The 24,695-nt window shown below is 66.9% G+C and carries 23 protein-coding genes and 1 pseudogene; 7 read left to right on the top strand and 17 right to left on the bottom strand.

Annotation, left to right across the window (positions count from 1 at the left end; translation table 11 throughout):
- Positions 1–131: 131 nt before the first annotated feature.
- Together B4U45_RS19325 and B4U45_RS19320 are read left to right on the top strand one after the other, a co-directional pair.
- Entirely contained in the window at positions 132–827 is a 696-nt protein-coding gene (locus tag B4U45_RS19325; protein WP_075547168.1) for an ABC transporter ATP-binding protein, read from the top strand.
- Complete coding sequence (locus B4U45_RS19320; RefSeq protein ID WP_371686865.1) at positions 821–3,340, top strand: ABC transporter permease; 2,520 nt, start codon at positions 821–823, stop codon at positions 3,338–3,340. Before B4U45_RS19325 ends, B4U45_RS19320 begins: the two co-directional genes overlap by 7 nt.
- Positions 3,341–3,694: 354 nt before the next feature.
- Here the strand turns inward: B4U45_RS19320 and B4U45_RS29450 are convergent.
- From B4U45_RS29450 to B4U45_RS19300, 4 genes and pseudogenes are all read right to left on the bottom strand, one after another.
- A pseudogene (locus B4U45_RS29450) lies at positions 3,695–4,234 on the bottom strand (PPE family protein); the annotation flags it as partial.
- Positions 4,235–4,357: 123 nt separating this feature from the next.
- Complete coding sequence (locus B4U45_RS19310; RefSeq protein ID WP_082275397.1) at positions 4,358–4,939, bottom strand: class I SAM-dependent methyltransferase; 582 nt, start codon at positions 4,937–4,939, stop codon at positions 4,358–4,360.
- 41 nt (positions 4,940–4,980) lie between these two features.
- The gene (locus tag B4U45_RS19305) at positions 4,981–5,574 is read right to left on the bottom strand and encodes a DUF4389 domain-containing protein (RefSeq protein WP_075547078.1); all 594 of its coding nucleotides are present in this window, start codon (positions 5,572–5,574) and stop codon (positions 4,981–4,983) included.
- A complete protein-coding gene (locus B4U45_RS19300; protein WP_075547167.1) occupies positions 5,571–6,788 on the bottom strand; it encodes an FAD-dependent oxidoreductase in 1,218 nt (405 codons plus the stop codon). The genes B4U45_RS19305 and B4U45_RS19300 overlap by 4 nt, the downstream gene beginning before the upstream one ends.
- 443 nt (positions 6,789–7,231) lie before the next feature.
- Here B4U45_RS19300 and B4U45_RS19295 point away from each other — a divergent pair, with 443 nt between their 5' ends.
- The 3 genes from B4U45_RS19295 to mmsB are packed head-to-tail and all read left to right on the top strand — an operon-like array spanning position 7,232 to position 10,812.
- Positions 7,232–8,752 (top strand): CoA-acylating methylmalonate-semialdehyde dehydrogenase, encoded by a 1,521-nt coding sequence (locus B4U45_RS19295; RefSeq protein WP_122526375.1) that lies wholly within the window; start codon positions 7,232–7,234, stop codon positions 8,750–8,752.
- Positions 8,753–8,758: 6 nt separating this feature from the next.
- Positions 8,759–9,919: an acyl-CoA dehydrogenase family protein gene (locus tag B4U45_RS19290; RefSeq protein ID WP_075547076.1), complete on the top strand. Its 1,161-nt coding sequence runs from the start codon at positions 8,759–8,761 to the stop codon at positions 9,917–9,919.
- 14 nt (positions 9,920–9,933) lie between these two features.
- Positions 9,934–10,812: a 3-hydroxyisobutyrate dehydrogenase gene (mmsB, locus tag B4U45_RS19285; protein WP_083153111.1), complete on the top strand. Its 879-nt coding sequence runs from the start codon at positions 9,934–9,936 to the stop codon at positions 10,810–10,812.
- Between the two features lies 1 nt (position 10,813).
- On the opposite strand, the gene B4U45_RS19280 is transcribed toward mmsB, so the two are convergent.
- From B4U45_RS19280 to secY, 11 genes are all read right to left on the bottom strand, one after another.
- Complete coding sequence (locus tag B4U45_RS19280) at positions 10,814–11,362, bottom strand: TIGR03086 family metal-binding protein (protein ID WP_075547074.1); 549 nt, start codon at positions 11,360–11,362, stop codon at positions 10,814–10,816.
- Between the two features lie 31 nt (positions 11,363–11,393).
- Entirely contained in the window at positions 11,394–11,906 is a 513-nt protein-coding gene (locus tag B4U45_RS19275) for a MarR family winged helix-turn-helix transcriptional regulator (protein ID WP_075547073.1), read from the bottom strand.
- Between the two features lie 47 nt (positions 11,907–11,953).
- Complete coding sequence (locus B4U45_RS19270) at positions 11,954–12,961, bottom strand: pyridoxal phosphate-dependent aminotransferase (RefSeq protein ID WP_075547072.1); 1,008 nt, start codon at positions 12,959–12,961, stop codon at positions 11,954–11,956.
- Positions 12,961–13,980: a 3-oxoacyl-ACP synthase III family protein gene (locus B4U45_RS19265; protein ID WP_219859482.1), complete on the bottom strand. Its 1,020-nt coding sequence runs from the start codon at positions 13,978–13,980 to the stop codon at positions 12,961–12,963. The genes B4U45_RS19270 and B4U45_RS19265 overlap by 1 nt, the downstream gene beginning before the upstream one ends.
- 5 nt (positions 13,981–13,985) lie before the next feature.
- Positions 13,986–14,651 carry a hypothetical protein gene (locus tag B4U45_RS19260; protein WP_075547071.1) on the bottom strand — a complete coding sequence of 222 codons (666 nt, stop codon included), beginning with the start codon at positions 14,649–14,651 and terminating at the stop codon, positions 13,986–13,988.
- On the bottom strand, positions 14,632–16,353 hold the full coding sequence (locus B4U45_RS19255; RefSeq protein ID WP_099184598.1) for a thiamine pyrophosphate-binding protein: 1,722 nt from the start codon (positions 16,351–16,353) through the stop codon (positions 14,632–14,634). The genes B4U45_RS19260 and B4U45_RS19255 overlap by 20 nt, the downstream gene beginning before the upstream one ends.
- 51 nt (positions 16,354–16,404) lie before the next feature.
- Positions 16,405–17,169, bottom strand: coding sequence for an anti-sigma factor family protein (locus B4U45_RS19250; RefSeq protein WP_116671250.1), 765 nt, complete (start codon positions 17,167–17,169; stop codon positions 16,405–16,407).
- Between the two features lie 69 nt (positions 17,170–17,238).
- A complete protein-coding gene (locus B4U45_RS19245) occupies positions 17,239–17,784 on the bottom strand; it encodes a sigma-70 family RNA polymerase sigma factor (RefSeq protein ID WP_082275396.1) in 546 nt (181 codons plus the stop codon).
- Between the two features lie 52 nt (positions 17,785–17,836).
- Positions 17,837–18,637: a type I methionyl aminopeptidase gene (map, locus tag B4U45_RS19240; RefSeq protein WP_075547068.1), complete on the bottom strand. Its 801-nt coding sequence runs from the start codon at positions 18,635–18,637 to the stop codon at positions 17,837–17,839.
- A gap of 2 nt (positions 18,638–18,639) precedes the next feature.
- Positions 18,640–19,185 (bottom strand): adenylate kinase, encoded by a 546-nt coding sequence (locus B4U45_RS19235; protein WP_075547067.1) that lies wholly within the window; start codon positions 19,183–19,185, stop codon positions 18,640–18,642.
- Entirely contained in the window at positions 19,182–20,507 is a 1,326-nt protein-coding gene (secY, locus tag B4U45_RS19230) for a preprotein translocase subunit SecY (RefSeq protein WP_075511013.1), read from the bottom strand. The genes B4U45_RS19235 and secY overlap by 4 nt, the downstream gene beginning before the upstream one ends.
- Before the next feature lie 233 nt (positions 20,508–20,740).
- Here secY and B4U45_RS19225 point away from each other — a divergent pair, with 233 nt between their 5' ends.
- Together B4U45_RS19225 and B4U45_RS19220 are read left to right on the top strand one after the other, a co-directional pair.
- Complete coding sequence (locus B4U45_RS19225) at positions 20,741–21,679, top strand: SAM-dependent methyltransferase (protein WP_075547164.1); 939 nt, start codon at positions 20,741–20,743, stop codon at positions 21,677–21,679.
- A gap of 52 nt (positions 21,680–21,731) precedes the next feature.
- Positions 21,732–22,646 (top strand): SAM-dependent methyltransferase, encoded by a 915-nt coding sequence (locus B4U45_RS19220; protein ID WP_075547066.1) that lies wholly within the window; start codon positions 21,732–21,734, stop codon positions 22,644–22,646.
- On the opposite strand, the gene B4U45_RS19215 is transcribed toward B4U45_RS19220, so the two are convergent.
- Together B4U45_RS19215 and B4U45_RS19210 are read right to left on the bottom strand one after the other, a co-directional pair.
- A complete protein-coding gene (locus tag B4U45_RS19215) occupies positions 22,643–23,308 on the bottom strand; it encodes a GNAT family N-acetyltransferase (RefSeq protein ID WP_075547065.1) in 666 nt (221 codons plus the stop codon). The two genes, B4U45_RS19220 and B4U45_RS19215, sit on opposite strands and share 4 nt — an antisense overlap.
- 41 nt (positions 23,309–23,349) lie before the next feature.
- A complete protein-coding gene (locus B4U45_RS19210; protein ID WP_219859481.1) occupies positions 23,350–24,687 on the bottom strand; it encodes a xylulokinase in 1,338 nt (445 codons plus the stop codon).
- Between the last annotated feature and the right edge of the window lie 8 nt (positions 24,688–24,695).

Genomic DNA, 24,695 nt, shown 5'->3' with positions numbered 1-24,695 from the left:
CAGAATCGAACCGATTCGCGACCGGTCTCGTAGTAACGCATGTGGGTAGCGGCCGTCGCACGCAGGGTGGTTCGGTCTCGCCGCGGACCGCGGCGCCAGCAATCGGTGCCGCCGGATCGCCCGGCCACGAGCTGACCATCGAACTCCGTGATGTGGCCCGCCAGTATCGGGTCGGGGGCCAGACCGTGCGCGCACTGCGCCGCGTCAACCTGGACTTGGCAGGCGGGCGGTTCGTCTCGGTCGTCGGGCCGTCGGGCGCGGGCAAGAGCACGTTGTTGCATCTGCTGGGCGCGTTGGACAGCCCCGACTCCGGGTCCATCATCTTCGACGGCGAGGAGATCGGCCGCCTCCGCGATGAGCAGCAGTCGCAATTCCGGCATCGTTGTGTGGGGTTTGTGTTTCAGTTCTTCAACCTGTTGCCGACGTTGTCGGCGTGGGAGAACGTGGCGGTGCCCAAGCTGCTCGACGGTGTCCGACTGGGTAGGGCCAAAGCCGAAGCGGTTCAGCTGTTGCACCGGGTGGGGCTGGGTAACCGCGCCGAGCACCGGCCGTCGGAACTGTCCGGGGGTCAGATGCAGCGGGTTGCGGTGGCGCGGGCGTTGATGATGGACCCGCCGCTGATTCTTGCCGACGAGCCGACCGGGAACCTCGACTCCACGACGGGCGCTTCGATTTTGGCGTTGCTCGCCGAGGTGGCGCACGAACCGGGCCGCGGTCGGCTGGTGGTGATGGTGACCCACAATTCGGACGCCGCGGCGACCACCGATCGGGTGATCACCCTGCAGGACGGCCGGGTCTGCTGTGACGCGGCGGTGGCGCCATGGTGAGACCGGGCTCGACATTGCCGGCTGCGGCAAGCCGGCTACGACTGTTCGGCCTGCGCGAGCTTGCCGTGCATCGCCGCCGCACCAGCGCCTCCATCGCCGTCATGGCAGTGGCGGCGATGTACCTGGTTGCGGTATTCGGCATCTTCGGATCGATCACCGGATCGGTCAACCGATTGGCCGACGGCGTCGCCGGCCTTGCCGCGCTCGAGGTTTCGGGCATCACCGATGCCGGCTTTCCCGACACGATCGCGGCCGACGTCGCGGCGGTCCCCGGTGTCGGCACTGCGGCGCCGATGATCCGGATGTCGGCGCCCACGGCGTCGGGCCCGGTACTGCTTTTCGGCGCCGACGCTCGCAGTGCCGAGCTGAGCGGCGCCCTGAAAGACGCCTTCAAAAGTATTGGGGCACAACCGTTGGACGCGCCGTCGACGACTCCCGGCGGAGTTCGGGTCGGACCCGGTGCCGGCCACCCGAAAGGCGAGACGTTCCGGCTGGGCTCGGGCTCGGTCACCGTCGTCGAGGTGCTCGGAGGCCGGCGACTCGCCGAGCTCAACGGCGGCCGTTATGTCCTGGCGCCACTTGCCTTGGCGCAGAGCGTTACCGGGCGTCAAGGCCGGCTGGACTCGATACTGATCACCACCCGGCCGGGGGCCGATCTTGCCGCGGTGCGCGCCGGCGTGGTCGCCGCGGTGAACGGTCGCGCCATTGTGGCCAACCCGAGCATGCGGGCGACACGGGCCGGCGACGGTGTGAAGCTGATGAACTACATGGCCCTGATGGGCGCCGGGGTTGCCTTGCTGGTCGGCGCATTCCTGATCTACACCACGATGACCATGACGATTGCTCAGCGGCGGCCCGTCATCTCGCTGCTGCGCGCGATCGGCGGCCGGCGCATCGCCATAGTCGGCGACCTACTCGCAGAGTCCGCGGTTCTCGGGCTGGTCGGCGGAGCTATCGGGGCGTGCGGCGGAATAGTCTTGGGCCGCATGGCGATTGGCCGGCTTCCGCCGGCACTGACCCAGGGGCTGGAGGCTCGTGTCGAGTACTGGCTGCCCGGCTATGCGCTACCGGTTGCCTCGGCGACGACGATGCTCACCAGCGTGGCCGCGTCCGCGATGGCCGCCCGGCAGGTGTACCGGGTCTCGCCGATCGAGGCTTTGGCGCCGGTCGGGGTCTCGTCGGCAGATGTGGTGCCGCGTTGGCTGCGGGTCGCGACCGGGGCCGCAGCCGTGGCGATGTTCGCGGCGTCCAGCCTGGTCGTGGTCGACCACCGCGTCAGGTACGCCTTGGCCGCGATGCTTGCCCTGTTCGGCGCCGAGATCGCGCTGGGGTTTGCGCTCACCGCGCCCGTCGTCGGCGCCGTCGCCGCGACGGCGCGAAGGTTCGGACCGGCGGGCGCACTCGCGGCGGCGACCATCCAACGGGCGCCGCGGCGCGTCTGGGCGACCGTCATGACCGTGTTGATCGCGGTTGTCACCACGGTGGTGATCACCGGCACCAACTCCGACATGATCTCCTCCGCGCGGGAAATCTTCGCTCCGGTGGCCGGCGTCGACGTGTGGGTGAGCGCAGATCCGCCGGACAGATACCCCACCGACCCACTGCCGCAAGGCCTTTCCGAACAGTTGGCAGCGGTGCCCGGCGTCGCCCGGGTTACCGAGGGAGCGGCTGCGTTTGCCGTGGTGGGCGGTACCCGGGTGCTGCTCGACGGGTTTTCCCCCGGAACCGCCGACTCGCTCTACCGGGCGCTGGATGATCGGGTGCGCGAGGAGGTGCTGGCCGGGCGGGGCGTGGTGCTCACCCGGAATCTGGGTGCGGCGCTGCGGGTGCGGGTCGGAGATCAGCTGCCATTGGACACCCCGCACGGACGGCAACGGCCCACCGTGTTGGCGCTGGTGCCGTACTTCTCCACCGTCATCGGCACGGTGGGGATGAGCCTGGATCAGCTGCGGTCCTGGTTCGACCGGCCGGCGGCGACCACACTGCAGATCACCGCGGCCCCGGGCGTTGATCGACATCGCTTGTCGGACAACGTGCGACGGGTGGTGCCGCCACCGAATTACGTGTACGACGGTCGCGCGGCACTGGCGGGCGCTGCAGCCCCGCTGCGGCAGAGCATGTTCATCGCCGACGCCGTCTGGATCATCGTGGTCTTCGTGGCCGGCGTCGCGCTGCTCAACACGTTGACACTGTCGGTGCTGCAACGGCGCCGGGAGATCGGGGTGCTGCGGGCAATGGGCTGCAGTCGGCGGTTCACGGTGCAGATGGTGTTGGCCGAGGCGGCGGGCATCGGGGTTGTCGGTGGTGTCGCGGGGCTTGCGTTCGGACTGACCGACCAGTGGCTGTACAGCCTCGTCAGCGCGGACGTCATGAACTTCGGGGTTGGTTTCCGGCCGGGCCCCTCAGCGCTCGTGTTGACGATCGGCGCCGTGGCGGTCAGCCTGCTCGGCTCGTTGCCACCCGCAGCGCGCGCCTCGCGACTGAACATCATCGAAGCCATCGGGCTCGAATAGTTTCCTACAGTTTCGAATAGTCTCGAATGGTCAGAAACCAAGGGGAAGAAGTGCGGTAATCAACGGCGCTAAGGGATCGGTGACAGGAAGTGCGAGCGAACTGTTCAAGAACGGCAAGACCGGGCTTCGGAAGGTGTTTATCGTCTGCCCGGGCGCGCCCAGGCCCAAGGTGGGCTCAAACCCGGAAGTCAATGTATTAGTGAAGAGTGGACTCGAAATAACCAGTCCGACGAAATTATTGTCGTCAGGGTCAGCAAGAGCCGTGCTGGTGAACAAGCCGAAATTGGTGGTTTGACTCATCAAATCGGGGTCGCTCGCTACCGGGTTGGTGACCGGGCTGAGGCCCAATATTCTGGCGAGCCGGCTTGCTAGGTCGTGCAGCGCCTGCAGCCATGGCTCCAGCTGCGCCGCTGCCGCCGATGCACCGGCATGGTAGCCCGCCATCGCGGCCACATCCTGAGCCCACATCTGTTCGTACTCGGCCTCGACGGCCGCGATCGATGGAGCGTTCTGCCCAAAGAAATTCGACAAAATCAACTGCACCAACCCGTCCCGGTTGGCCGCCACGGCCAGCGGATGGATCGTTGCCGCCCGCGCAGCCTCGAACGCGTCGGCCACCGCCTGCGCCTGCGCGCCCGCTGCCGTCGCCCGATCCGCCGCCGCGCTCAGCATCGCGGTATAGGGGGCCGCCGCGGCCGCCATCGCGACGGACGCCGGACCCTGCCACGCCTGGCCCAACAACCCCGACGTCACCGACGAAAAGGACGCCGCCGCACCGGCCAATTCCTCTGCCAATCCATTCCAGGCCGCGGTGGCAGCCACCATTGGGGCCGAACCGGCACCCGAAAACAGCCGCGCCGAATTGACCTCCGGCGGTAACACCGAGAAATTCACGATCACCGGCCCCCTTTTTGTCGATGTATATTTTGGCGACCGCCCCCGCGCCGAAAAGTTAAACCTTGATTTTATACCCTGGCAAGCGATATGTTCAAGATGCCGGCAACAAATTTGCGCCCATTATTCGTCGACTACGACGGCGACTCCTTGCAGATGGGGTGTGCAGGGCGGCGGCACCAGGGTCCGGGGAATACTGCGCAGTCCGCTGGTGTCGAATCCGGCCTTGGCAATCGCGTCGATCGTTCGGCGGTTCGGCTCGCAGCCGCACGCCAGCCGAGACCAGGGCCTTGCGATCAGGTCCTGGAACCGGCCCATCGCGCCCGCACCGCGAACGTGCTCGAGGACGACCAACCTGCCCCCGGGCACCAACACCCGCCGGATCTCAGCGAGCGTGGCGGCCACGTCGTCGACCGAGCACAGCACCAGGCCGATGTGCACCGAGTCGAAGCTGTTGTCCGGGAAGGGAATCGACTCGCCCACCCCGTCGACTACGTCGACCGCGATGCCGTTGCGGCGCGCCAGTGCGGCAGCCATCCGCCGAAACGCCGCCACCGGCTCCACGGCGGCGACCGACGTCACCGCGGGCGGAACAAACCGCAAATCGGTTCCGGGACCGACACCGACCATCAGCAACCGGCCGACCGCGTGGCTCATCGCCTCTCGTCGATACCGGTGGTAGAACGTCCGGTTGAAGAGCGGCATCCCGAATCGATACACGTACGGAAACAACGAATTAGCGTGCGTCAGCTACCACCTTGGTCGAGTCGGAACGGGGGATACTCGTCTCGCATCAACGAAACGTAGACCGCCACCCGGTATCGCCACCGAACGATGCCCATCAGGAGGTCGAACATGCCCTGATGGATTGTTCCGGTGCACAGCAACCACACCGCGGAGATCACGCACAGCACCTGCAGCAGCGGTTCCATCGCCCAGCACAGCAGTATCTGCGGGAGTCCCAGCAGCCACGACTTCACCAGCACACGCCATTTCCCCAGCCGCTGCGGAAAATCCACCTGGAGATCACCCGGGTAGTCGGGCCGAGACGCGAGCGTGAAAGGTGGGTATTTGTCGGTGCTGTTCATCGGGAACCGGTAGTTCATGACTCGCCAGGACCAGCGCAGCACTCCGACGTTGAAGTCGAAGACGCGGCGCGGATAGCGTCCGGTGAATACGATCGCGACACCGGCCGCGACGGTCAGCAGCGGATACACCGCATAGAGCAGTATCAAAACCGGGTAGTGCGGGACGGCGAGCACACACCACTTGAACAGCCACAGCCAGCGCGAGGGCGTATCGATCGCGCCTCGTACCCGTACCGGGTCGGCCGCGTTCATCGCACCGCACCCGACGCAGTGGCCCGCACGGCGTCTCGGCTGATTTCAGCAGCAATCCGGCGGTGACTGGTTCCACTCAAGAACGTGGTCAGCGCCCAGGTGTGGAGCCTGTCGGAGATCATTGCTGCCGGCTTGAGCACGGACTCACGGTGCGACACCGGTAGCGACGCCACCCGCGAAACCGCCATGACCTTGCGGCGCCTGGTCTTCTCGTACCACCGCAGCGCGGCTGACACGTCGCTGGTGCCGAAGTCGCGAAGCGCTTTGCGCAACACCATCGTGTCGAGCAGCGCCTGATTGGTCCCCTGCGCGAGGGTGGGCGGCATGGTGTGTGCGGCGTCGCCGAGCAACGTCACCGCGCCGCGACCCGGAGGCGGAATGGGATGGCGAAAATGCGGGTAGGGCGAATGGACCACGTCGTCATCGGTCAGCGCCGCCAATACTCGATCGACCGTGCCGGACCATCCGGCGAACGTGGTACGGATCATCTCGATCGGACGTTGCGGCCTGACGAAGTCGTACGACCACGGCAGATCGAACCACCACTGCACATCGCAGCCTCCGGCAGGCCACAGGCCGGTGTTCCCGCGGTCGCCGATGATGACCTGCGCGACATGCTTGTCGGCGAGATCCGGCAGGGTGACCAGTCCCTGCCAGCTACACCAACCGGTCGGCTGTGCGTGCTGCGCGCCGACGATATCTCTAATCGTCGAGTGCAGGCCGTCGGCGCCGATCACCAGATCCGTTGCGGCCGGCTTGCCGTCGCGAAATTCGACCCGCACGCCGTCGTCCCCGCCGGCCACCCCGACCACACAGGCGTCATAGCAGATGCGTTCGGCCGGAAAGCCTTTCAGTAGCCGTTCCACCAGGATCTGGCGTGGCACCATCCGGACCGGCGCGCCCAGCCGACGCACCATCGCGGCCACGTCCAGCGTGGCCAGCGGACGACCCGTGGACGTCAGGACCCGTACGGCAGAAAGCAATTGGCCGGCACCGTCCATGTCGACGCCCAGCTGCCCCAGCACGGTCGCGCCGTTGGACCAGATGGTGACGGCGCCGCCACCTGCCTGCGCATCGGGGCGCCGTTCGAACACGGTGACGTCGTGCCCGTCGCGCAGGAGCCCCCGCGCAATAGATAGACCGCCGACACCGGCTCCGACGACAAAGATTCGAAGCGCCCTTGCCTGGGCTCGTCGGCGGCGCCCAAGAGTCATCAGCACGCGTCCGTTCAACCGGCGGAATGCCCTCACCCCGAATGACGAATCCGCACTCGGTTCGGTTCACCATGGCCAGGCGCGACGTGGCCGCATGTGCCATCGATCGCCCGCACCGAGTCCGCCAACAGGTCCCGATGGCCGGTGACGAGCCTTCTCGAATGCCGGCGGCCACGCAGTGCACTCTTACGTGCCGCGCGCAGCACCGCGTTCACCACGCGGCCAACCTGCGCGGCTACCCGAACGTTCCTGGCCAAGCACCGCTCGGCGCGCTCGCGCCCGCATCAGCGCCCGGACGGGCTTCGTCGGACAAGCCGGAACGGTATGTAGGCCGGATGGGAGCGGCAAGTCACCCCGCTTGCGCCCCTCGACAGGTAGTTACTAGGATATGCAAGTATCGGACGCCGCACCGCTACTCCGCCGCTCACAACCAGGGACAAGCCATGACCACACATATTCCGCACTTCATCGACGGCCAGCGCACCACCGGCCAGTCCACCCGCACCGCCGACGTCTTCGACCCCAACACCGGCCAGGTCCAGGCGAAAGTGCCGATGGCGGGCCGGGCCGACGTCGACGCCGCGGTGGCAGCGGCCCTCGAGGCCCAAAAGGGCTGGGCCGCATGGAATCCGCAACGCCGCGCCCGGGTGCTGATGCGGTTCATCGAGTTGGTCAACGACAACAACGACGAACTGGCCGAACTACTGTCACTCGAGCACGGCAAGACGCTGGCCGACGCCGCGGGCGACATCCAGCGCGGCATCGAGGTGATCGAGTTCTGCCTCGGGATCCCGCATCTGCTCAAGGGCGAGTACACCGAGGGCGCCGGGCCGGGTATCGACGTCTACTCGCTACGGCAGCCGCTCGGCGTCGTCGCCGGGATCACCCCGTTCAACTTCCCGGCGATGATCCCGCTGTGGAAGGCCGGCCCGGCCCTGGCATGCGGAAATGCATTCCTGCTCAAGCCGAGTGAACGTGACCCGTCGGTCCCGCTACGGCTGGCCGAACTGTTCGCCGAAGCCGGCCTGCCCCCCGGCGTCTTCCAGGTCGTGCACGGTGACAAGGAAGCCGTCGACGCTATCCTGAATCACCCCGACATCAAGGCGGTCGGGTTCGTCGGCAGCTCCGACATCGCCCAGTACATCTACGCCGGGGCCGCCGCGACCGGCAAGCGCTCGCAATGCTTCGGCGGCGCCAAGAACCACATGATCGTGATGCCCGACGCGGACCTCGACCAGGCGGTCGACGCGCTGATCGGCGCGGGCTACGGCAGCGCCGGCGAGCGCTGCATGGCGATCAGCGTCGCGGTCCCGGTCGGTGAGCAGACCGCGGAGCGGTTGCGCGCCAGGCTGATCGAGCGAATCAACAACCTGCGGGTCGGCCACAGCCTGGACCCTAAGGCCGACTACGGCCCGCTGGTCACCGAGACGGCGCTGACCCGGGTGCGCGACTACATCAATCAGGGCGTCCAGGCCGGCGCCGAGATCGTCATCGATGGCCGCGAACGGGCCAGTGACGACCTGACTTTCGGCGACGCGAACTTGGAGGGCGGCTTCTTCATCGGACCGACGCTGTTCGACCACGTCACCCGGGACATGTCGATCTACACCGACGAGATCTTCGGGCCGGTGCTGTGCATGGTGCGCGCCCACAACTACGAGGAAGCGCTGCGCCTGCCGTCGGAGCACGAGTACGGAAACGGGGTGGCAATCTTCACCCGCGACGGCGATACCGCTCGCGACTTCGTCTCGCGGGTTCAGGTGGGCATGGTCGGTGTCAATGTTCCGATCCCGGTCCCGGTGGCCTATCACACTTTTGGCGGCTGGAAACGCTCCGGGTTCGGCGACCTCAACCAGCACGGCCCGACCTCGATCCAGTTCTACACCAAGGTCAAGACCGTCACCTCGCGCTGGCCGTCCGGCATCAAGGACGGTGCCGAGTTCGTCATCCCGACAATGCAGTAAGCAGCCATGTTTACCCTCAACGACGACGAGCGGGTGATCACCGAGACGGCGGCTGCGTTCGCCGCAAAGCGGCTTGCACCACACGCTCTGGAATGGGATGCCAGCAACCACTTCCCGGTCGACGTGCTGCGCGAGGCCGCCGAACTCGGGATGGCCGCCATCTATTGCCGCGACGACGTGGGCGGCAGCGGACTGCGCCGGCTCGACGGGGTGCGCATCTTCGAACAGTTGGCCATCGCCGACCCGGTCACCGCCGCCTTCCTGTCCATCCACAACATGTGCGCCTGGATGATCGACAGCTTCGGCACCGACGAACAACGCAAGGACTGGATACCGCGGCTGGCCACAATGGACGTCATCGCCAGCTACTGCCTGACCGAGCCCGGCGCCGGCTCCGATGCCAGCGCGCTCAGCACCCGCGCCGTCAAACAGGGTGGCGACTATGTGCTCGACGGCGTGAAGCAGTTCATTTCCGGCGCCGGGGCCTCGGATGTGTACGTGGTGATGGCCCGCACCGGCGCGGACGGCCCCCGCGGCATATCGGCCTTCGTGATCGAAAAGGGCACTGCTGGAATGAGTTTCGGTGCGCTCGAAGAGAAGATGGGCTGGCATGCGCAACCGACAGCCCAGGTGATCCTCGACGGGGTTCGGGTGCCCGCCGATGCCATGCTGGGTGGCGCCGACGGGGAGGGTGCGGGCTTCGGCATCGCGATGAACGGTCTCAACGGCGGCCGGCTCAACATCGCGGCGTGTTCACTCGGCGGCGCGCAGGCCGCTTTCGACAAGGCCGGCGCCTATGTGCGCGAGCGGCACGCGTTCGGGGCCAGCTTGCTGGACGAACCCACCGTCCGGTTCACCCTGGCCGACATGGCCACCGGGCTGGAAACCTCGCGAATGTTGTTGTGGCGAGCCGCGAGTGCACTCGACGGCGACGCCGCGGATAAGGTCGAGCTGTGCGCGATGGCCAAGCGCTATGTCACCGACGCCTGCTTCGAGGTGGCCGACAAGGCGCTGCAACTACACGGCGGGTACGGCTACCTGCGCGAGTATGGTCTGGAGAAGATCGTCCGCGACCTGCGGGTGCATCGAATTCTGGAAGGGACCAACGAAATCATGCGGGTTGTCATCGGCCGGGCCGAGGCCGCGCGGTTTCGCGCTACCGTTTAGGAGGGCTGCACCACGTGACAGAGACGATCGCGTTCCTCGGACTGGGGAACATGGGCGCGCCGATGTCGGCGAATCTGGTTGCCGCCGGGCACATCGTGCGCGCCTACGACCCCGTGCCCGCGGCCGTGGCGACCGCGACCGCAGCCGGCTGCGCGGTATGCGACAGCGCCGCCGATGCAGTGGCCGATGCCAGCGTGGTCATCACCATGCTGCCCAACGGTGACGTGGTCAAGCGCTGCTATGCCGAGGTGCTGCCCGCCGCGCAACCGGGTGCCCTGTTCATCGACAGCTCAACGATCTCGGTCGACGACGCCCGCGAGGTGCATGCGCTGGCCGCATCGCACGGCCTGGCCCAACTCGACGCGCCGGTTTCCGGCGGTGTCAAGGGTGCCGCGGCCGGGACGCTGGCGTTCATGGTCGGCGGCGACGCGGACGTCTTGGAGCGGGCCCGTCCGGTGCTGGAACCCATGGCGGGCAAGATCATTCACTGCGGTGCGGCCGGGGCGGGCCAGGCCGCCAAGCTGTGCAACAACATGGTGCTGGCCGTGCAGCAGGTCGCGATCGGCGAGGCGTTCGTGCTGGCCGAGAAGCTCGGCCTGTCGGCCCAGTCGCTGTTCGACGTCATCACCGGCGCGACCGGCAACTGCTGGGCGGTGCACACCAATTGCCCGGTGCCGGGCCCGGTTCCGACGTCGCCGGCCAACAATGACTTCAAGCCGGGCTTCGCGACGGCGTTGATGAACAAGGACTTGGGCTTGGCGATGGACGCGGTTACCGCCACCGGATCCGCGGCACCGCTGGGCCGCCACGCCGCCGAAATCTATGCCGAGTTCGCCGCCGACCACGCTGGCTTGGACTTCAGCGCGGTCATCGAGATGCTGCGCAACGGGTAGCTCACCGGACGTTTCGGCCCAGGAATGCGGCCAGCTGATCAGCGGGCGCGCGCTCCACTGAACATGGCTGCTCCTCGGCGAAGGGCTTGCCCGGTCCCCGGAACTGCGGCCCCACGAACACCCGTACGGCGGCGAGCTGTTCGGTCGCCAATTCAGGGTCAAGATCGGTGGGTTGGCCGGTGGCGGCCGCCAGATCCCACGCGTGGGTCAGCACATCGCTGGTGCGGATCCCGACGAAGACCTGGCCGGGCAGCTCACCGAACGGCAGTTTGAAGGTGGTGGACATCCCGTCCGGCGCGGCGAAGACCTCGTGGGCGGCGGCGGCCGCGGTCCGATGGGCCGCAAGGATGTCGTCGGGCCGTGCGGGCGGCTCAACCGGGTGTTGCGCCCATTGCCCGACGTGCTCGTTGCCGCTGATGACGTGCTCGATGAGATCCCGAACTGTCCACTCCGAGCACGGCGTTGGAGCGCTGTGCTGGTCGGCACTGACGTTGGCGAGGACGCCGGCGAACGCCTCCTGAGCGCGCTGGTGAGCAACTAATGGGTCCACTGGGCTGCCTTTCTCTCGTTGCCAAACGGTGTCAGACGCTGAAGTCTCCGGCGTTGCGCCGCAACGTTTCAATGGCGGACACCAGCGCCTCCGACTCGCCGGCATCCATTCCGATGTCGGCGAATACCTGCTCGTTGAGGGTCAAGGTGGCGTCCTCGACAGTGGCCCGCCCCAAGTCGGTGATCTGCACCAGCGTGGTCCGCCCGTCGGTAGGGTGCGGCGCCCGTTGCACCAGCCCGTCGGCTTCCAGCCGACGGATCGCGTGCGTGACGCTGGTGACATGAACCTGAAGGCGGTCGGAGGCCTTGGTGATCGGCAACGCTCCGGTACGGCTGAACGCCAATAACCGCAGCAGCTCGAAACGCGAGAAACTCAGATCGTAGGGGCGCAGTGCGGTCTCGACGCGGGCCAGCAGGATCTGGTGCGCACGCATCACCGATGTCACCGCGACCATGCCCTGCGCCACGTCGCTCCACCCGGCTTTCTCCCAGTTGGCCCGGGCCACCGCGATGGGGTCAGGTCTGTCCGGTCGTGATGCAGCCACGCCTTTTCTTACCGCACCGGCGGGGCCATCGGGTCAACACCCGGGATTCATGCCGCAGATTTTCCCACCGCGGCCAACACCGCCAGAGTCGACGCCCGACTGCCCACGGTTATTCGGGCACCGCCGTCCGGGTACAGCCGCACCTGCAGGCCCGCCCGGACGAACACGTCATGCCACAATCGACCCCTCGACGGCAGGTACATGAAGTTCGCGTGCGCATCGGTGGTGGCTATTCCCATGGCGCTCAATTGCCGCCGTAGGTAACGCCGTTCGGCCGTAATCAGCCGAACCCGGTGCAGCAACTGGTCTTCGGCTTCGTAGGAGGCCGCCACCGCAAGTATGCCGGTGCCGGCTATGCCGAACGGAAGCTGCTGGGCCCACAACGCCGCGGCCAATTCCGCTGCGGCCAGGCCGTAGCCGATCCGCAGCCCCGCCAGCCCATAGGCCTTGGAAAAGGTCCGCACCACCAGCACATTGGGGAAACGAGCAAGCAACGCCGAAGCGTCGATTCGATGCTCGGGCGCGGCGAATTCGATGTACGCCTCGTCGAGCAGCACCACGGTGTCCGGGGGCACCCGGCTCAGGAACCGCACCACCGCCGGCACCGGCTCCAGCGTGCCGGTCGGATTGTGCGGCCGGCACAGCACCACCACTCGGGCCTGGGCGGCGGCGGCGGCCAGCGCCCCCAGATCGTGATGGCCGTAGTCGTCGAGAGGGACGGTCACCACCGTCAATCCCGCCAGCTGTGCGACGATCGGATATCCGTCGAAGGTCGGCGCCGCCATCACAATCGCATCCCCGGGAACTGTCACCGCCCGTAGGGCCTGCATCACCACGCCGGTCGCGCCCGCTCCCAGTACCACCCGGTCGGCGCGCATGCCGATATGGCCGGCGATCACGTCGCGCAGCCGTTCCGGCATGAACTCCGGATACCGGTTCACCGCGTCGATCGAGCGAATCAGCGCCGAGCGCACCGCAGGCAGCGGTGGGAACGGGTTCTCATTGAGCGCCAACGCACCAGGGTCGATGGCGTTGGGGCTGATGACGTTGAGCATCAGGGCCGCCCGCCCCAGCGCACCGCCGCGGCCCCGGCGAAGTCGCCGGCGTGCGCAAACCCTGCCATCATGACCGTGTCGCCGGCCGCCACCCGCCCGGTCGAGATGGCCCGATCCAGATTGACCGGAATCCCCGCGCCGAACAGGTTTCCGCATGCGTCAAAGGTGTCCAGGTGCCGTTCGGCGGGCAGTTCGAGTGCTTCTCGCCAGTTGCGCAGAAACACCCGGTTGGGCTGGTTGGTGACCAGCAGGTCAATGTCCTTGGACGGCAGTCCAATCCGATCACAGACCGCCAGCGCCACTTCCGGGACCTGCCGGTTGCCGCGGGCCAGCACCTTGGTGATCTTGCTTTCGGTGAAACCGATGCACAGCTCGCCGGTACCGGGCTGCCACCACTTGCGCGGCGGGTCCGGGGCAAGCGTCATCTCGCCGGCGTATTCGCCATAGGTGCGGCAATCGATGCCGAGAACGGGCGACCGGTCAGACAGCGTGACCAGGCCCACCGCGGCCCCGTCGCCGGGCACTGCCGCTTGCGCCTTGCGACGGACTCCGGGTTGATCGAACACCTGGCCGGCCGAATTCTGCGCGACGGCGATCAACGCCGTGCGCCCCGCGCCCGAGGCCAGCAGTTGGCGAGCCACGTTGAGCGCCAACACGAATACCGCGCCCCCGCCGTTGTGCAAGTCCAGCACCCACGAGGGCCGCATGCCCAGGCGGTGAGCGATCCCGCCACCGGCGCCGTAGAACGGCACATCCGGTGCCTGAGTATGGGTGATCAGCACGTCGACGGCGTCGATCGCCTCCTCACCGTGGCGTTCGATCAACCCTCGTGTGGCACGCTCCACCATGTCGACGGCGGTCTCGTCCGGGTCGACGTGATGGCGAAACGCCGGCGCACGGAACATCAGACTGTCACGCAGATCGTCGGATTCGGCGAATTGTGCGTAGTAATCCGCACCGATCGGCTCGCCGGGCAGATAGCTGGAAACGTCAATGAGACTGACGGATTGGCTCATCATGTATGTCACCTCATCCAGACGGGTACGACGGGTAAGCCGTTGCGGTGCCGGTATTCCGCGATGGCCTTGAGGTTCTTCAGTTCCAGCAGGTGGCCGGCACCGAACATGTCCCAGAAATCCCCCACCCAGACCGATCGGTCGGCCGGCGCGGTCTCCGGGTAGGGGTTGTGGTCGTAGAACGGGTGGTGGCAATTCGTCCACAGCACAACCGAACCCGGGCGGTCCAGCACCACCTGCGCGTCGACCACCCGCATCAGGTAGACCATCCACAGGTGCTTGCCCTGATCCCAGGCGCAGTGGTAATCCACCGTCCGGGCCTGCATATTGGCTATGGTGCGGGTGTAGATCCTGGTCTGCGAACCGAGCCGATCGTGGGCCAGCCACAGACCCGGCTCGTCGGTCGGTGTGAAGCCGCGCAGGCTGTAGGTCCACTCCTCGAGGCTGCGGGTGTCGGCCATGTAGGCGAACAGCTCGTCGGGGGGACAATCGATGAAATCGTTGACGGTACAGTACTCCCCGAAAACCTGATCATGCGGATACACCGACCGCATCATCTCCATGATGATCGGGGTGGCCTGCTCCCGCGGGCTGGTTTCGATACGGATCAGCCCGTCAATGGGTGCCACGGTGCCGGTGTGGGTGAAGATATCGTCAAGCGCTGGCAGCGACATCGGTATGGTTCTCCTTCGCGGTGGTTCCAATGAGAAACGGTGCAAACGGCGGAATTTCGTCGGCAGCGCATTCGACACTGACCACTGCCGGCCCGTCGGCATCCAATGCGGTACGCAATGCGATGGTTAACCGACCGACGTCGGTGACGTCGACAGACGACAGGCCCGGAAACATCTCCGCCAGGCCAGATCCCAGCCGGCTGCGACGAAATCTGTTGTAGCTGTAGAGGTCTCCGTAGAAAAGTTGCTCGCGGGTCACGCACATGGCGTGGGCATTGTTGTTGAACAAGACGAACGTCACCGGAAGCCGATACTGAACGGCGGTATGCACCTCCATGCCGTGCATGAAAAACGCGCCGTCCCCGGCGATTACCACGGTGCGTCCGGGGGACCGTCCAGTGTTTCTGCGCCCCAAGGCCATTCCGATGCCGGCACCGAAGCTGTAGCCCATGCCACCCATCCCGAGCGCGACAGCGTACCTGCCGCCCCGGCGGGCCGACAGGTAGTGGATCGCGGCGGCGCCGGTGTTGCCGGCGTCGACCACGATGTCGGTGCCGTCGGGCAGCTCGTCGTTGAGCACCGCCATGGCATCGCGGTAGCACACGCCCGCGCCCGTCCAGGACGGCGGCCGTAGCTCGGCGCGCCGCACCAGGTCCGGTACCCGCAGCCCGGTGGGCCGCCCGGATCCCGAGAGCGCCTGGGTGAGGATGCGCAGTGACCCACGCAGGTCGTCGGTGTGCACATGGGTGCACGCAAGGTAGGGCGGCGCTGAACCGATCGACACCGTCCGCACCGCGGCCAGTGCGTCTTCCAGGCCGGCGCGGGCGGTCACGGGCAACCGGGTGCCGACGACGAGGCACACCGCGCTGCCGGCCACCGCTTCGGCCACGTTCGGGTGCCCCATGACTCCGGTCACGCCCAGCGCCGACGACGATCCGAGGCCCGGTATCCCGGCGACATCCTTGGCCTCCGGCACGGTCGCCACCCTTGCCCGCAACACCGCTCGCAGCTGTTCGAGCTCCATTCGGGCGTTGTCGCGCGCGACCTGCTCGCCGACGATGATCGTGACCGGGCCGTTCGCGCGGCGCAGTAGCTGAGCTATGGGATACGGGTTGCCGATGGGCCGCATGTCTCCCGGCGGCCGGCTGTGGTCGTCGACCGCCACGTATCCCTGCTGAATGTCCTTGGGCAGCAACAACACAGCCGGACCGCCGGTGCGTGCCGCGGCGATGGCGCGCGGCAGGGCCGAGGCAATGTCTGCCGGCGCCAGCACCCGCTGACACGATAGCGACACCGCGGAGAACACCGCTTCTGCATCCAGCGATCCGTTGCGCCCGCTGGTGTCCTGAAAGGCGCCCCGGCCGTCCAGGGCGGTGGCGGATTGACCGACCAGGGCAAGCACCGGCACCCGGCTTGCCAGCGCCTCCCCCAATCCCGCGACGAGATTGAGGGCGCCGCCGCCGGAGGTCGCTATCACCACTCCTAACCCAGATCCCAGCCCGGCTCCGCTGCGACTGTAGCCGTCGGCCATTGCGGCAGCGGAGAATTCGTGCTTGGCCAGGACGGCGCACAGCGACGGGTGGAAATGCGCGGCGTCGTAGAGGTCTTCGATGTTGGCTCCGTCCACACCGAAGACGTGGTCTACCCCGATTGCCGCGAGGTGGTCCACGATGTGGTCGACCACCCGGTGTTTCCTCGGCATGTCGGTAACACGACCCGCGGCGAACTTCAGTTCACCGCGGGCCGAGCGAATTCAGAGCGAACGCTGCAGCAGCACTTGGCCGGTATCGGCGTAAACCACTTGCACGGCGGCGATTCGATCGACCGGTATCGAGATGCTGCCGGCCGGTGTCGCGGTGTGGCCGGGTTCGGCCACCCACGTCGCCAGCCGGGTTTGGCTGCCGTCGCGACCCACCACGACCATCGCCAGCGTGTCGTGGGGCGCATCCGGCGGAGCCAGGCAAACACACCGCAGGTTGATGAACGTCCCCCAGTGCTCGGGGTGCACCGACACCGTCGAAACCAGCAGTTTGGTCCCGACCTGAGCCATCGGCTGTGCCGACACGGCCGGCGACTGCGGTGATCCGGTATGCCCCTGGACGCCTACCAGCACAGCGATGCCCAACAGCGCGGCCGCGGCGGCCGAGGCCACCCACGTCGCCAGCCGGGCGCGGCGACGGCGCCAGCGCACCGTTGCCAACAATGACGGCAACAATTGCGGCGAGAGCTGCGGCGCAGCCGGCGGACCACCCGCGGCGGGACCGGACTCGTTCATCGCCGCCACCTCGTCACGGTCGAGCTGCGAAAGCAATGCGGGCACACCGGAGAGTTCGACGACGGCCTGGCGGCAGCCGGGACACCCGTTCATGTGCTCTTCGTATTCGCGGCGATCGGTCGCCGACAGCGACCCCAATACGTAAGCGGCGTCCCACATCCCGTAGGGGTGGTTGCGACCGGTCGTCAGGTCATAGCCCTCGTTGTCACCGGGCGGGCCAAGCCCCCTAAGCGACGTGACCATGTCATCCATCTCCTGTCACCCCCAAGTATTCGGAACGGACGGCCGCCCGGATGGGTCCGTGAACGGTCGTCATCGCGTCACCCCAAGTTCCTGCAGGCCGAGGCGCAGCGCCCGCACCGCGTAGTGCAGTCGCGACTTGACGGTGCCTTCGGCGATTCCGAGGTCGCCGGCAATCTGCGCGGTGGTCCAACCACGATAGTAGGACCGCTCGATCACGGCCCGGTGCTCGTCGGACAGGTGAGCCATCGCCTCGGCGATCAGCAACCGGTCCAGCGCCGCGTTCACCTCGTCGGGCACGGACTGCTCGGGCGCGCCCGATTCGTCGCTGGAGCCGACGACATTGCGGAACCGCGCGCTGCGCCGATCGTCGATGATCATGTTGCGCGCGACGGTGAACAACCACGCGCGCGCCGACCGCTCGGTATCACCTATCACTTCGGGGTGTTGCCATGCCCGCAACAACGTCTCCTGGACAACGTCCTCGGCCTGGCTCGCGTCGCCGGTCAACCGCAAGGCATAACGCCACAACACCGCGGCATGCTCGTCGTAGAGCGCCTTCATCAGCGCGGCCTCGGTAGCCCCGGACGCCGCCCGAGTGCCGGCCACCCGACCCACTCGATCACCTCCCGCTTCTGACACGAGTCGAGTAGGTGTTTGGTTCAGCCGTCTAACCAAAGGTCAAGACTCGGGGCCCGTCCTCGGTTACCGCAACTGTGTGCTCCCAGTGTGCCGCACGCGATCCGTCGGCAGTAGTGACTGTCCAGTTGTCGTCGAGCACCACGGTCCGGCCGGTGCCCAGGGTCAGCATCGGTTCGATGGCCAGCACCGAGCCCGCGGCCAGCACCGGCCCGCGCCCGGGAGCGCCCTCGTTGGGCAAGAACGGATCCAGATGCATCTGCCGGCCGATCCCGTGGCCGCCGTACCCGTCGACGATTCCGAACGAACGGCCGTAGCGGGTCTCGGCGGTGCGGGTGCCCTGCTCGATGGCATGCGAGACGTCGGTCAGCCGATTACCGACCACCATCGCCTTGATTCCGGCCTCCAATGAGGCCCGGGTCGCTTCCGACAGGGCTTCGTCGGCCGGACTGAGCCGTCCGACCCCGAAGGTGATGGCCGCGTCGCCGTGCCAGCCGTCCAGGACCGCCCCGCAATCGATCGAAACCAGGTCGCCGGCGGCCAGGATTTCGGCGGCGGACGGAATGCCGTGGACCACGCGGTCATTGACCGAGACGCAGATCGACGCCGGGTAGCCGTGATAGCCCAGGAACGACGGGGTCGCGCCGGCTTCGCGGATCACGGTCTCGGCGATGTCGTCGAGGCTCAGGCTGGACACCCCGGCGACCGCCGCCGCCCGGGCGGCCCGCAGGGCCGCGGCCACGACGGAGCCCGCCGCGGCCATTGCGTCAAGCTCGCCGGCAGTGCGTTGTGGCACGACTTTGCGGCCCCGCAACCGTGCCAGGGCACGCATGGCTACTTCCCCAGGGCCTGCAACGCGCGAGCGAACACTTCATCCATGGTGCCAACCGCGTCGACGGTTTTCAGTTGGCTGCTGTAATACTCCAGCAGCGGCGCGGTCTCATCGCGGTAAACCTTCATCCGGTTGAGGATCACGTCGTCGGTGTCGTCGGCGCGGCCACGGCTCTTGAGCCGCTCCAGCAACACCTCCTCGGACACCCGGAACTCCAGCACGGCGTCGATGTCGGTCCCCCGGCGTTCGAGCATCTCGTGCAGCGCCTTGGCCTGTTCCACCGAGCGTGGGTATCCGTCGAGGATGAATCCGTTGGCCGCGTCCGGGTTGTTCAATCGATCGTCGACGAGTTGGTTTGTCAGATCGGACGGCACCAGGTTACCGGCGCTCAGGTACCGCTTGGCCTCGATGCCCAGCTTGGTGCCGTCTTCAATGTTTTGCCGGAACAGCTCGCCGGTGGAGATCTGCGGGATCCCCAGCTTTTCGGCCAGCTTTTGGGCTTGCGTCCCCTTGCCCGCCCCGGGCGGTCCCAGCAAAACGACTCTCACTTGAGGAACCCTTCGTAGTTGCGCTGCATGAGCTGACTCTCGATCTGTTTGACCGTATCCAAACCGACACCGATCATGATCAGAACCGCGGTACCCCCGAAGGGTAGGTTCTGAACTCCGCCACTGGCGCCGATCTGCAGGAACAGATTGGGCAACACGGCAATCACGCCGAGGTAGATCGAACCCGGCAGGGTAATCCGGCTCAGCACATAACGCAGGTAATCAGCGGTCGGGCGGCCCGGACGAATGCCTGGAATAAAGCCGCCGAACTTTTTCATCTCGTCGGCACGCTCGTCGGGATTGAACGTGATCGACACATAGAAGTAGGTGAAGAAGATGATCAGGCCGAAGTAGATGGCGATATAGCCGATGTTGCTGGGGTCGGACAGGTAGGTGGCGACGAACTTGTCCCACCAGCCACGACCGAGACCCCCGGTGCCGCTGCGGACCAGCTGAGTGATCAGGTGCGGAATGTAGATCAGCGACGAAGCAAAGATCACCGGGATGACGCCGGCCTGGTTGACCTTGAGCGGCAGATATGTCGACGTTCCGCCATACATCCGCCGGCCCACCATCCGTTTGGCGTATTGCACCGGGATGCGGCGCTGGCCCTGCTCGACGAAGACCACGCCGACGATGATGATCAGCGTGGCCACGCAGACCGCGGCGAAGACCGCGCCGCCGCGGCTTTCCAGGATGTCATGTCCTTCGGGATAGATGCGGGCGGCAATACCGACGAAGATCAGTAGCGACATGCCGTTGCCGATGCCGCGTTCGGTGATCAACTCGCCCATCCACATCACCAGCGCCGCGCCACTGGTCATCACCAGCACGATGACGACCAGGGTGAAAATGCTGTCATCGGCGATGATTTTCTCGCGGCAGCCTTGCAGCAGCTGGTCGTTGGCCGCCAGCGCCACGATGCTGGTGGCCTGCAGAATCGCCAGCGCGATCGCCAGATAACGGGTGTACTGCGTCATCTTGGCCTGGCCGGACTGGCCCTCCTTACGCAGTTCCTCAAATCGGGGAATGACGACGGTCAGCAGCTGCACGATGATGCTGGCGGTGATGTACGGCATCACCCCGACCGCGAACACCGTGAGCTTGAGCAGCGCACCGCCGGAGAACAGGTTGATCAGCGAGTAGATCTGGCCGGCTTCGCCGCTGCTGGCCTGTTTGATGCACTGCTGGACGTGTGGGAAGTCGACGCCCGGAGACGGCAGCGAGGCGCCGACCCGGTACAGCACCACGATGCCCAGCGTGAAGAGGATCTTCCGTCTCAGGTCGACCGTACGCAGCGATGAGATGAAAGCCGAAAGCACTACTTCCTCCTGCGCAGCGGGGGTCATCCTGCATTACGCGCCCAACACTCGCAGGCCAGGACGTACGGCCGCATTATCTACAGCGCGTCAAACCGTTACGAGATTAACAGCTGATGTGGGTGGAACTTGCCAGGGTGCCGTGGCGGCCCCGGGTGAGGGGTACAGTCATGGTAGTTCGTTATATTTGCTAAGTATCAATGACTTGGCCGGCGGAGGGCAAACGGATGACGCAATTGGGTAGCGCGCGCTTCGAGGGGGACACCTGGGATCTGGCTTCCAGCGTGGGTTTGACGGCCACCATGGTGGCGGCCGCACGCGCGGCGGCCTGCCGGGACGCCAACGGCGCCGGAGCCATTGCCAGCGACCACTTCGCCGAGCCGCTGGTCGAGGCGGTGGGCGTGGACTTCTTCAGCCGCGTCGCCAGTGGCGAGCTGAATACCGCCGGCCTCGATGACGACACGGCCGACGGCATCCGGCACTTCGCCAACAGTATGGCCGTGCGCACCAGGTTCTTCGACGACTACTTCACCGACGCAACCCGGGCCGGTATCCGCCAGGCCGTCATCCTGGCATCCGGTCTGGATTCCCGTGCCTACCGGCTGCCCTGGCCGGCCGGTACCACCGTGTTCGAAGTCGACCAGCCGCGGGTGATCGAGTTCAAGACCGCGACCCTGGCCGGCCTGGGCGCCCAGCCGACGGCCGATCGGCGCCCGGTAGCGGTCGACTTGCGGGACGACTGGCCGGCGGCATTGCGCGAAGCCGGCTTCGACCCGGCCCAGCCAACCGCCTGGTCCGCAGAAGGGCTGCTGGGTTACCTGCCGGCGCAGGCCCAGGACCGGCTGCTGGACCAGGTGACCGCCCACAGCGCGCCGGGAAGCCGGTTCGTCACCGAGGGTCTGCTCGACGTCAACGATCTCAACCGAGAAGAGCTGCGACGGCGCATGCGGCGCCAGAACGAACGGTGGAATCGCCACGGCTTCGATCTCGACATGGCGGCTCTGCTGTATTTCGACGACCGCACCGACGCGGGCACATATCTGGCCGCCCATGGTTGGCGGATCGCCGGGGTGAGCAACACCGAGCTGTTCGCCCGACACGGTCTACCGCCCGTCGACGGTGACGACGCGCCCTTCGGCGAGGTGGTCTACCTCTCGGCCGAATTCGGGGGCTAGGCCACACTGTATTGGAAGTCCTCCACATCGACGCGAGCTGAAACTGAAAAACATGGCTATCGACTCATCCCGATCCCCCGGCGACAGCTGGGATTTGGCATCCAGCGTCGGCGCCACGGCGACGATGGTCGCCGCCGCCCGCGCGCTGGCGTCCACGGCGGCCGACCCGATCGTCGACGACCCGTTCGCCGCCCCGCTGGTGCGCGCGGTCGGCCTCGGCTTCTTCGCGCGCCTGGTCGACGACGACATACCCCGTGACGAGGAAGCCGACCGCGAATTGCAGGTCATCACGGAGTCGATCGCGGTGCGCACCCGGTTCTTCGACGAATACTTCCGCGATGCCGGCCGCGACGGGCTTCGCCAATACGTCATCTTGGCCGCCGGCCTCGACGCCCGGGCCTACCGGTTGTCCTGGCCGGGTGACAGCGTGGTCTACGAGGTCGATCAGCCCGCGGTTGTCGAGTTCAAGAGCAGCACCATGTCGGCACTGGGCGCCGTCCCCGCGGCACGGCGCCGAACGGTCAGCATCGACCTACGCGACGACTGGCCGAATGCCTTGCGCCACAACGGATTCGACCAAACGAAACCGACGGCGTGGAGCGCCGAGGGCTTGCTGATGTATCTGCCGCCCGACGCCCAGGACCGCCTGTTCGACAACATCACCGAGCTGAGCGCGCCCGGAAGCAGGCTGGCCACCGAGTACCATCCTGACACCGGAGCGACGATGGCCCAGCGTGCCCAGGAGTTCAACCAGCGGTGGGCCACCTTGGGTTGCGATATCGACTTGTTGGGATTGTTCTACGACGGCGAGCGCAGCAACGTCGTGGAGTACCTGACCGGCCATGGCTGGCAGGTGGGCGCCCGGCCACGCCGGGAGTTGTTCACCGACTACGGTCGCGCCTTACCCGATGACGACATGTCGCAGCTCGGCGACATCGTTGCCGTCACCGCAACGCTTAACCACTAGGCCGGATGGGCCGCCGGCGCGCGGACGACCATCGGAACGGCCGGGAACGCCCACGCCATCTCCGAGCGCGACTTGCGCAGAGCCGCTGTGCCGTAACCCTTCTTACGGTGCTCGGGGCGTATCCAGATCCGGACGTTCACCTCGCCGTGGAGAAGCTCGCCGAACACCATGCCCACCTTCTCCCCGGAATCGACAGCGACGAACCAGGCCGCCTCCTCGTCGTCGACTCGGCTGATCGCCGCCTTGATCTCGTCGTCGAGGTTGCCGGCGGGCCCGCCGGACCCGTCGCCGGCCGCACCCATTTCCTCGGTGCGCACGGCGAAGATGTCGCGGTCCTCCTTGGCGGAAAAGGGCCGCAGCTCCAGGGTCTCGCCGAAGCTCGCGGGACGATCTTTCGCGGCGAAAGTCAGCTGTTGGTTCAGGTCTTCGAGTTCGGCCAGGATCTGCTTGCGAGCATCCTGGGTGAGCTGCTCGAAGGACATGCTCATCACCGCTTCGGCGGCCACATGCGAGGTGCCCAGCAGCGTCACGATCGCCTCGACCGCTGCCGCTTTGTTCTCGGCCTCGACGATGGCGTCGGCGACCTCATGCCGACGTTCAAGTGCGGCGTACAAGGCATCTGCGATCTCGCGGCGGACGGCAGTCTGGTCGTGGTCTGTCATTGCATAAGCGTAGAACGACCTACCCGGTATCGCGCCACCCGCTAGACCAACTTTGATCCACTGAGCTCCAGGAACCGCCGATAGCGCTCTTTGGTTGGACCGATCCACTCCGGACGGGGTTCCACGACCCGCTCGATCGAGGTCCAGCGGGCGGCGTCGGTGATCGACGACTCCAGACCGGCCGCCATGCGCCCGAGGAAAGCCGCGCCCAGGGCAGCTCCCTCGGCCACGCGGGACACCTGCACCGGCCTGCCGGTCGCCTCCGCGATGGCCTGCAGCCAGGGCTGGACGCGGGTGCCACCACCGGATGCGACGAGCCGCAAGGCCGGCGCCCCGCTCAACTCGATCAGCTGGCGCACCACGAAGCCCGATGCCTCGAAGGCCGCCCGCCGAACCGACGCGGGGTCCTGGGTGAGGTCCAGGCCGTCGAGCAGTGCCCGGCGGTCGGGATCATGGAACGGCGTGCGTTCGCCACGAATATAAGGCAGCCAGACCGGTACCCGCCGCGGGTCGGCGTCAGCCGGATCACCCGGTGCCACAACGCGATCCACCCAGCCGAGGAACAAGCCTCCCGCGTTGCTGGCCCCGCCGATCTGGCTCTTGCCGGCGGCCGTGTGCGGTATGGTCCACAAGCCCGGCACCAGCCGAGGCTCGGCGATGGCCGTCCATACGATCAGCGTGGTGCCACACAGCACCAGCACATCGCCGTCGTGGTCGGCGCCCGCCACGATCTGCTCACACAGGGCGTCGATGGCACCGGTCCCCAGCACCGCGTCGGTGCCGTGGACCTGACCGATCGCCGAACCGAACGTTTGGACCCGAGGCAGCTGCGCGACGCTGGCCCCGCAGTCTGCGCACGCCGCAGGGTTCCAGCGCGACCCGTCGAACAACGGCAAACCCGTTACGGCCGTGGCGAAGTCGATCACCGGCCCCCCCGCCAACGCGTAGTTGGCCACCGCCGGCGCCGGCCAGTAGCCGGTCGCGTCGGGCGCTTCGGCGGCCGTCCAGCGCAGGAACTCGGCGGCTTCACCCACCGACGGCAGCGGCTGTTGGGCGGCCCCGGGTACTCGGCCCCTGCTGTCGCCGTAGAGCAGTCCGGGGGTGATGGGCCGGCCGTCGGAGTCGACGGCGGTCAGCGACGGCACCATCGCCGAAACGGCCACCGCTTTCGCGGCGGCCGGGGCCAGCTGGTCCAGGGCCGCCAACGGACCCCGCCGCCATGCCTCGTCAGCATCGTGCTCGAGCCGGTCGGGGGCGGGCACCCGCAGCTGATGCGGGATCCGCACTCGCGCTTTGACGTTGCCGTTCTCGTCGGCGACCACCGCCTTGACCGCCGTGCTGCCGATGTCGATGCCCATTGTGACGGCTTCGCGTGACACGGGCGCCA

The organism is Mycobacterium persicum, from assembly GCF_002086915.1.
GTDB classification, from domain to species: Bacteria; Actinomycetota; Actinomycetes; order Mycobacteriales; family Mycobacteriaceae; genus Mycobacterium; species Mycobacterium persicum.
The sequence above is the reverse complement of the archived record's forward strand: the minus strand, read 5'-3'. Positions and strand labels throughout refer to the sequence as shown.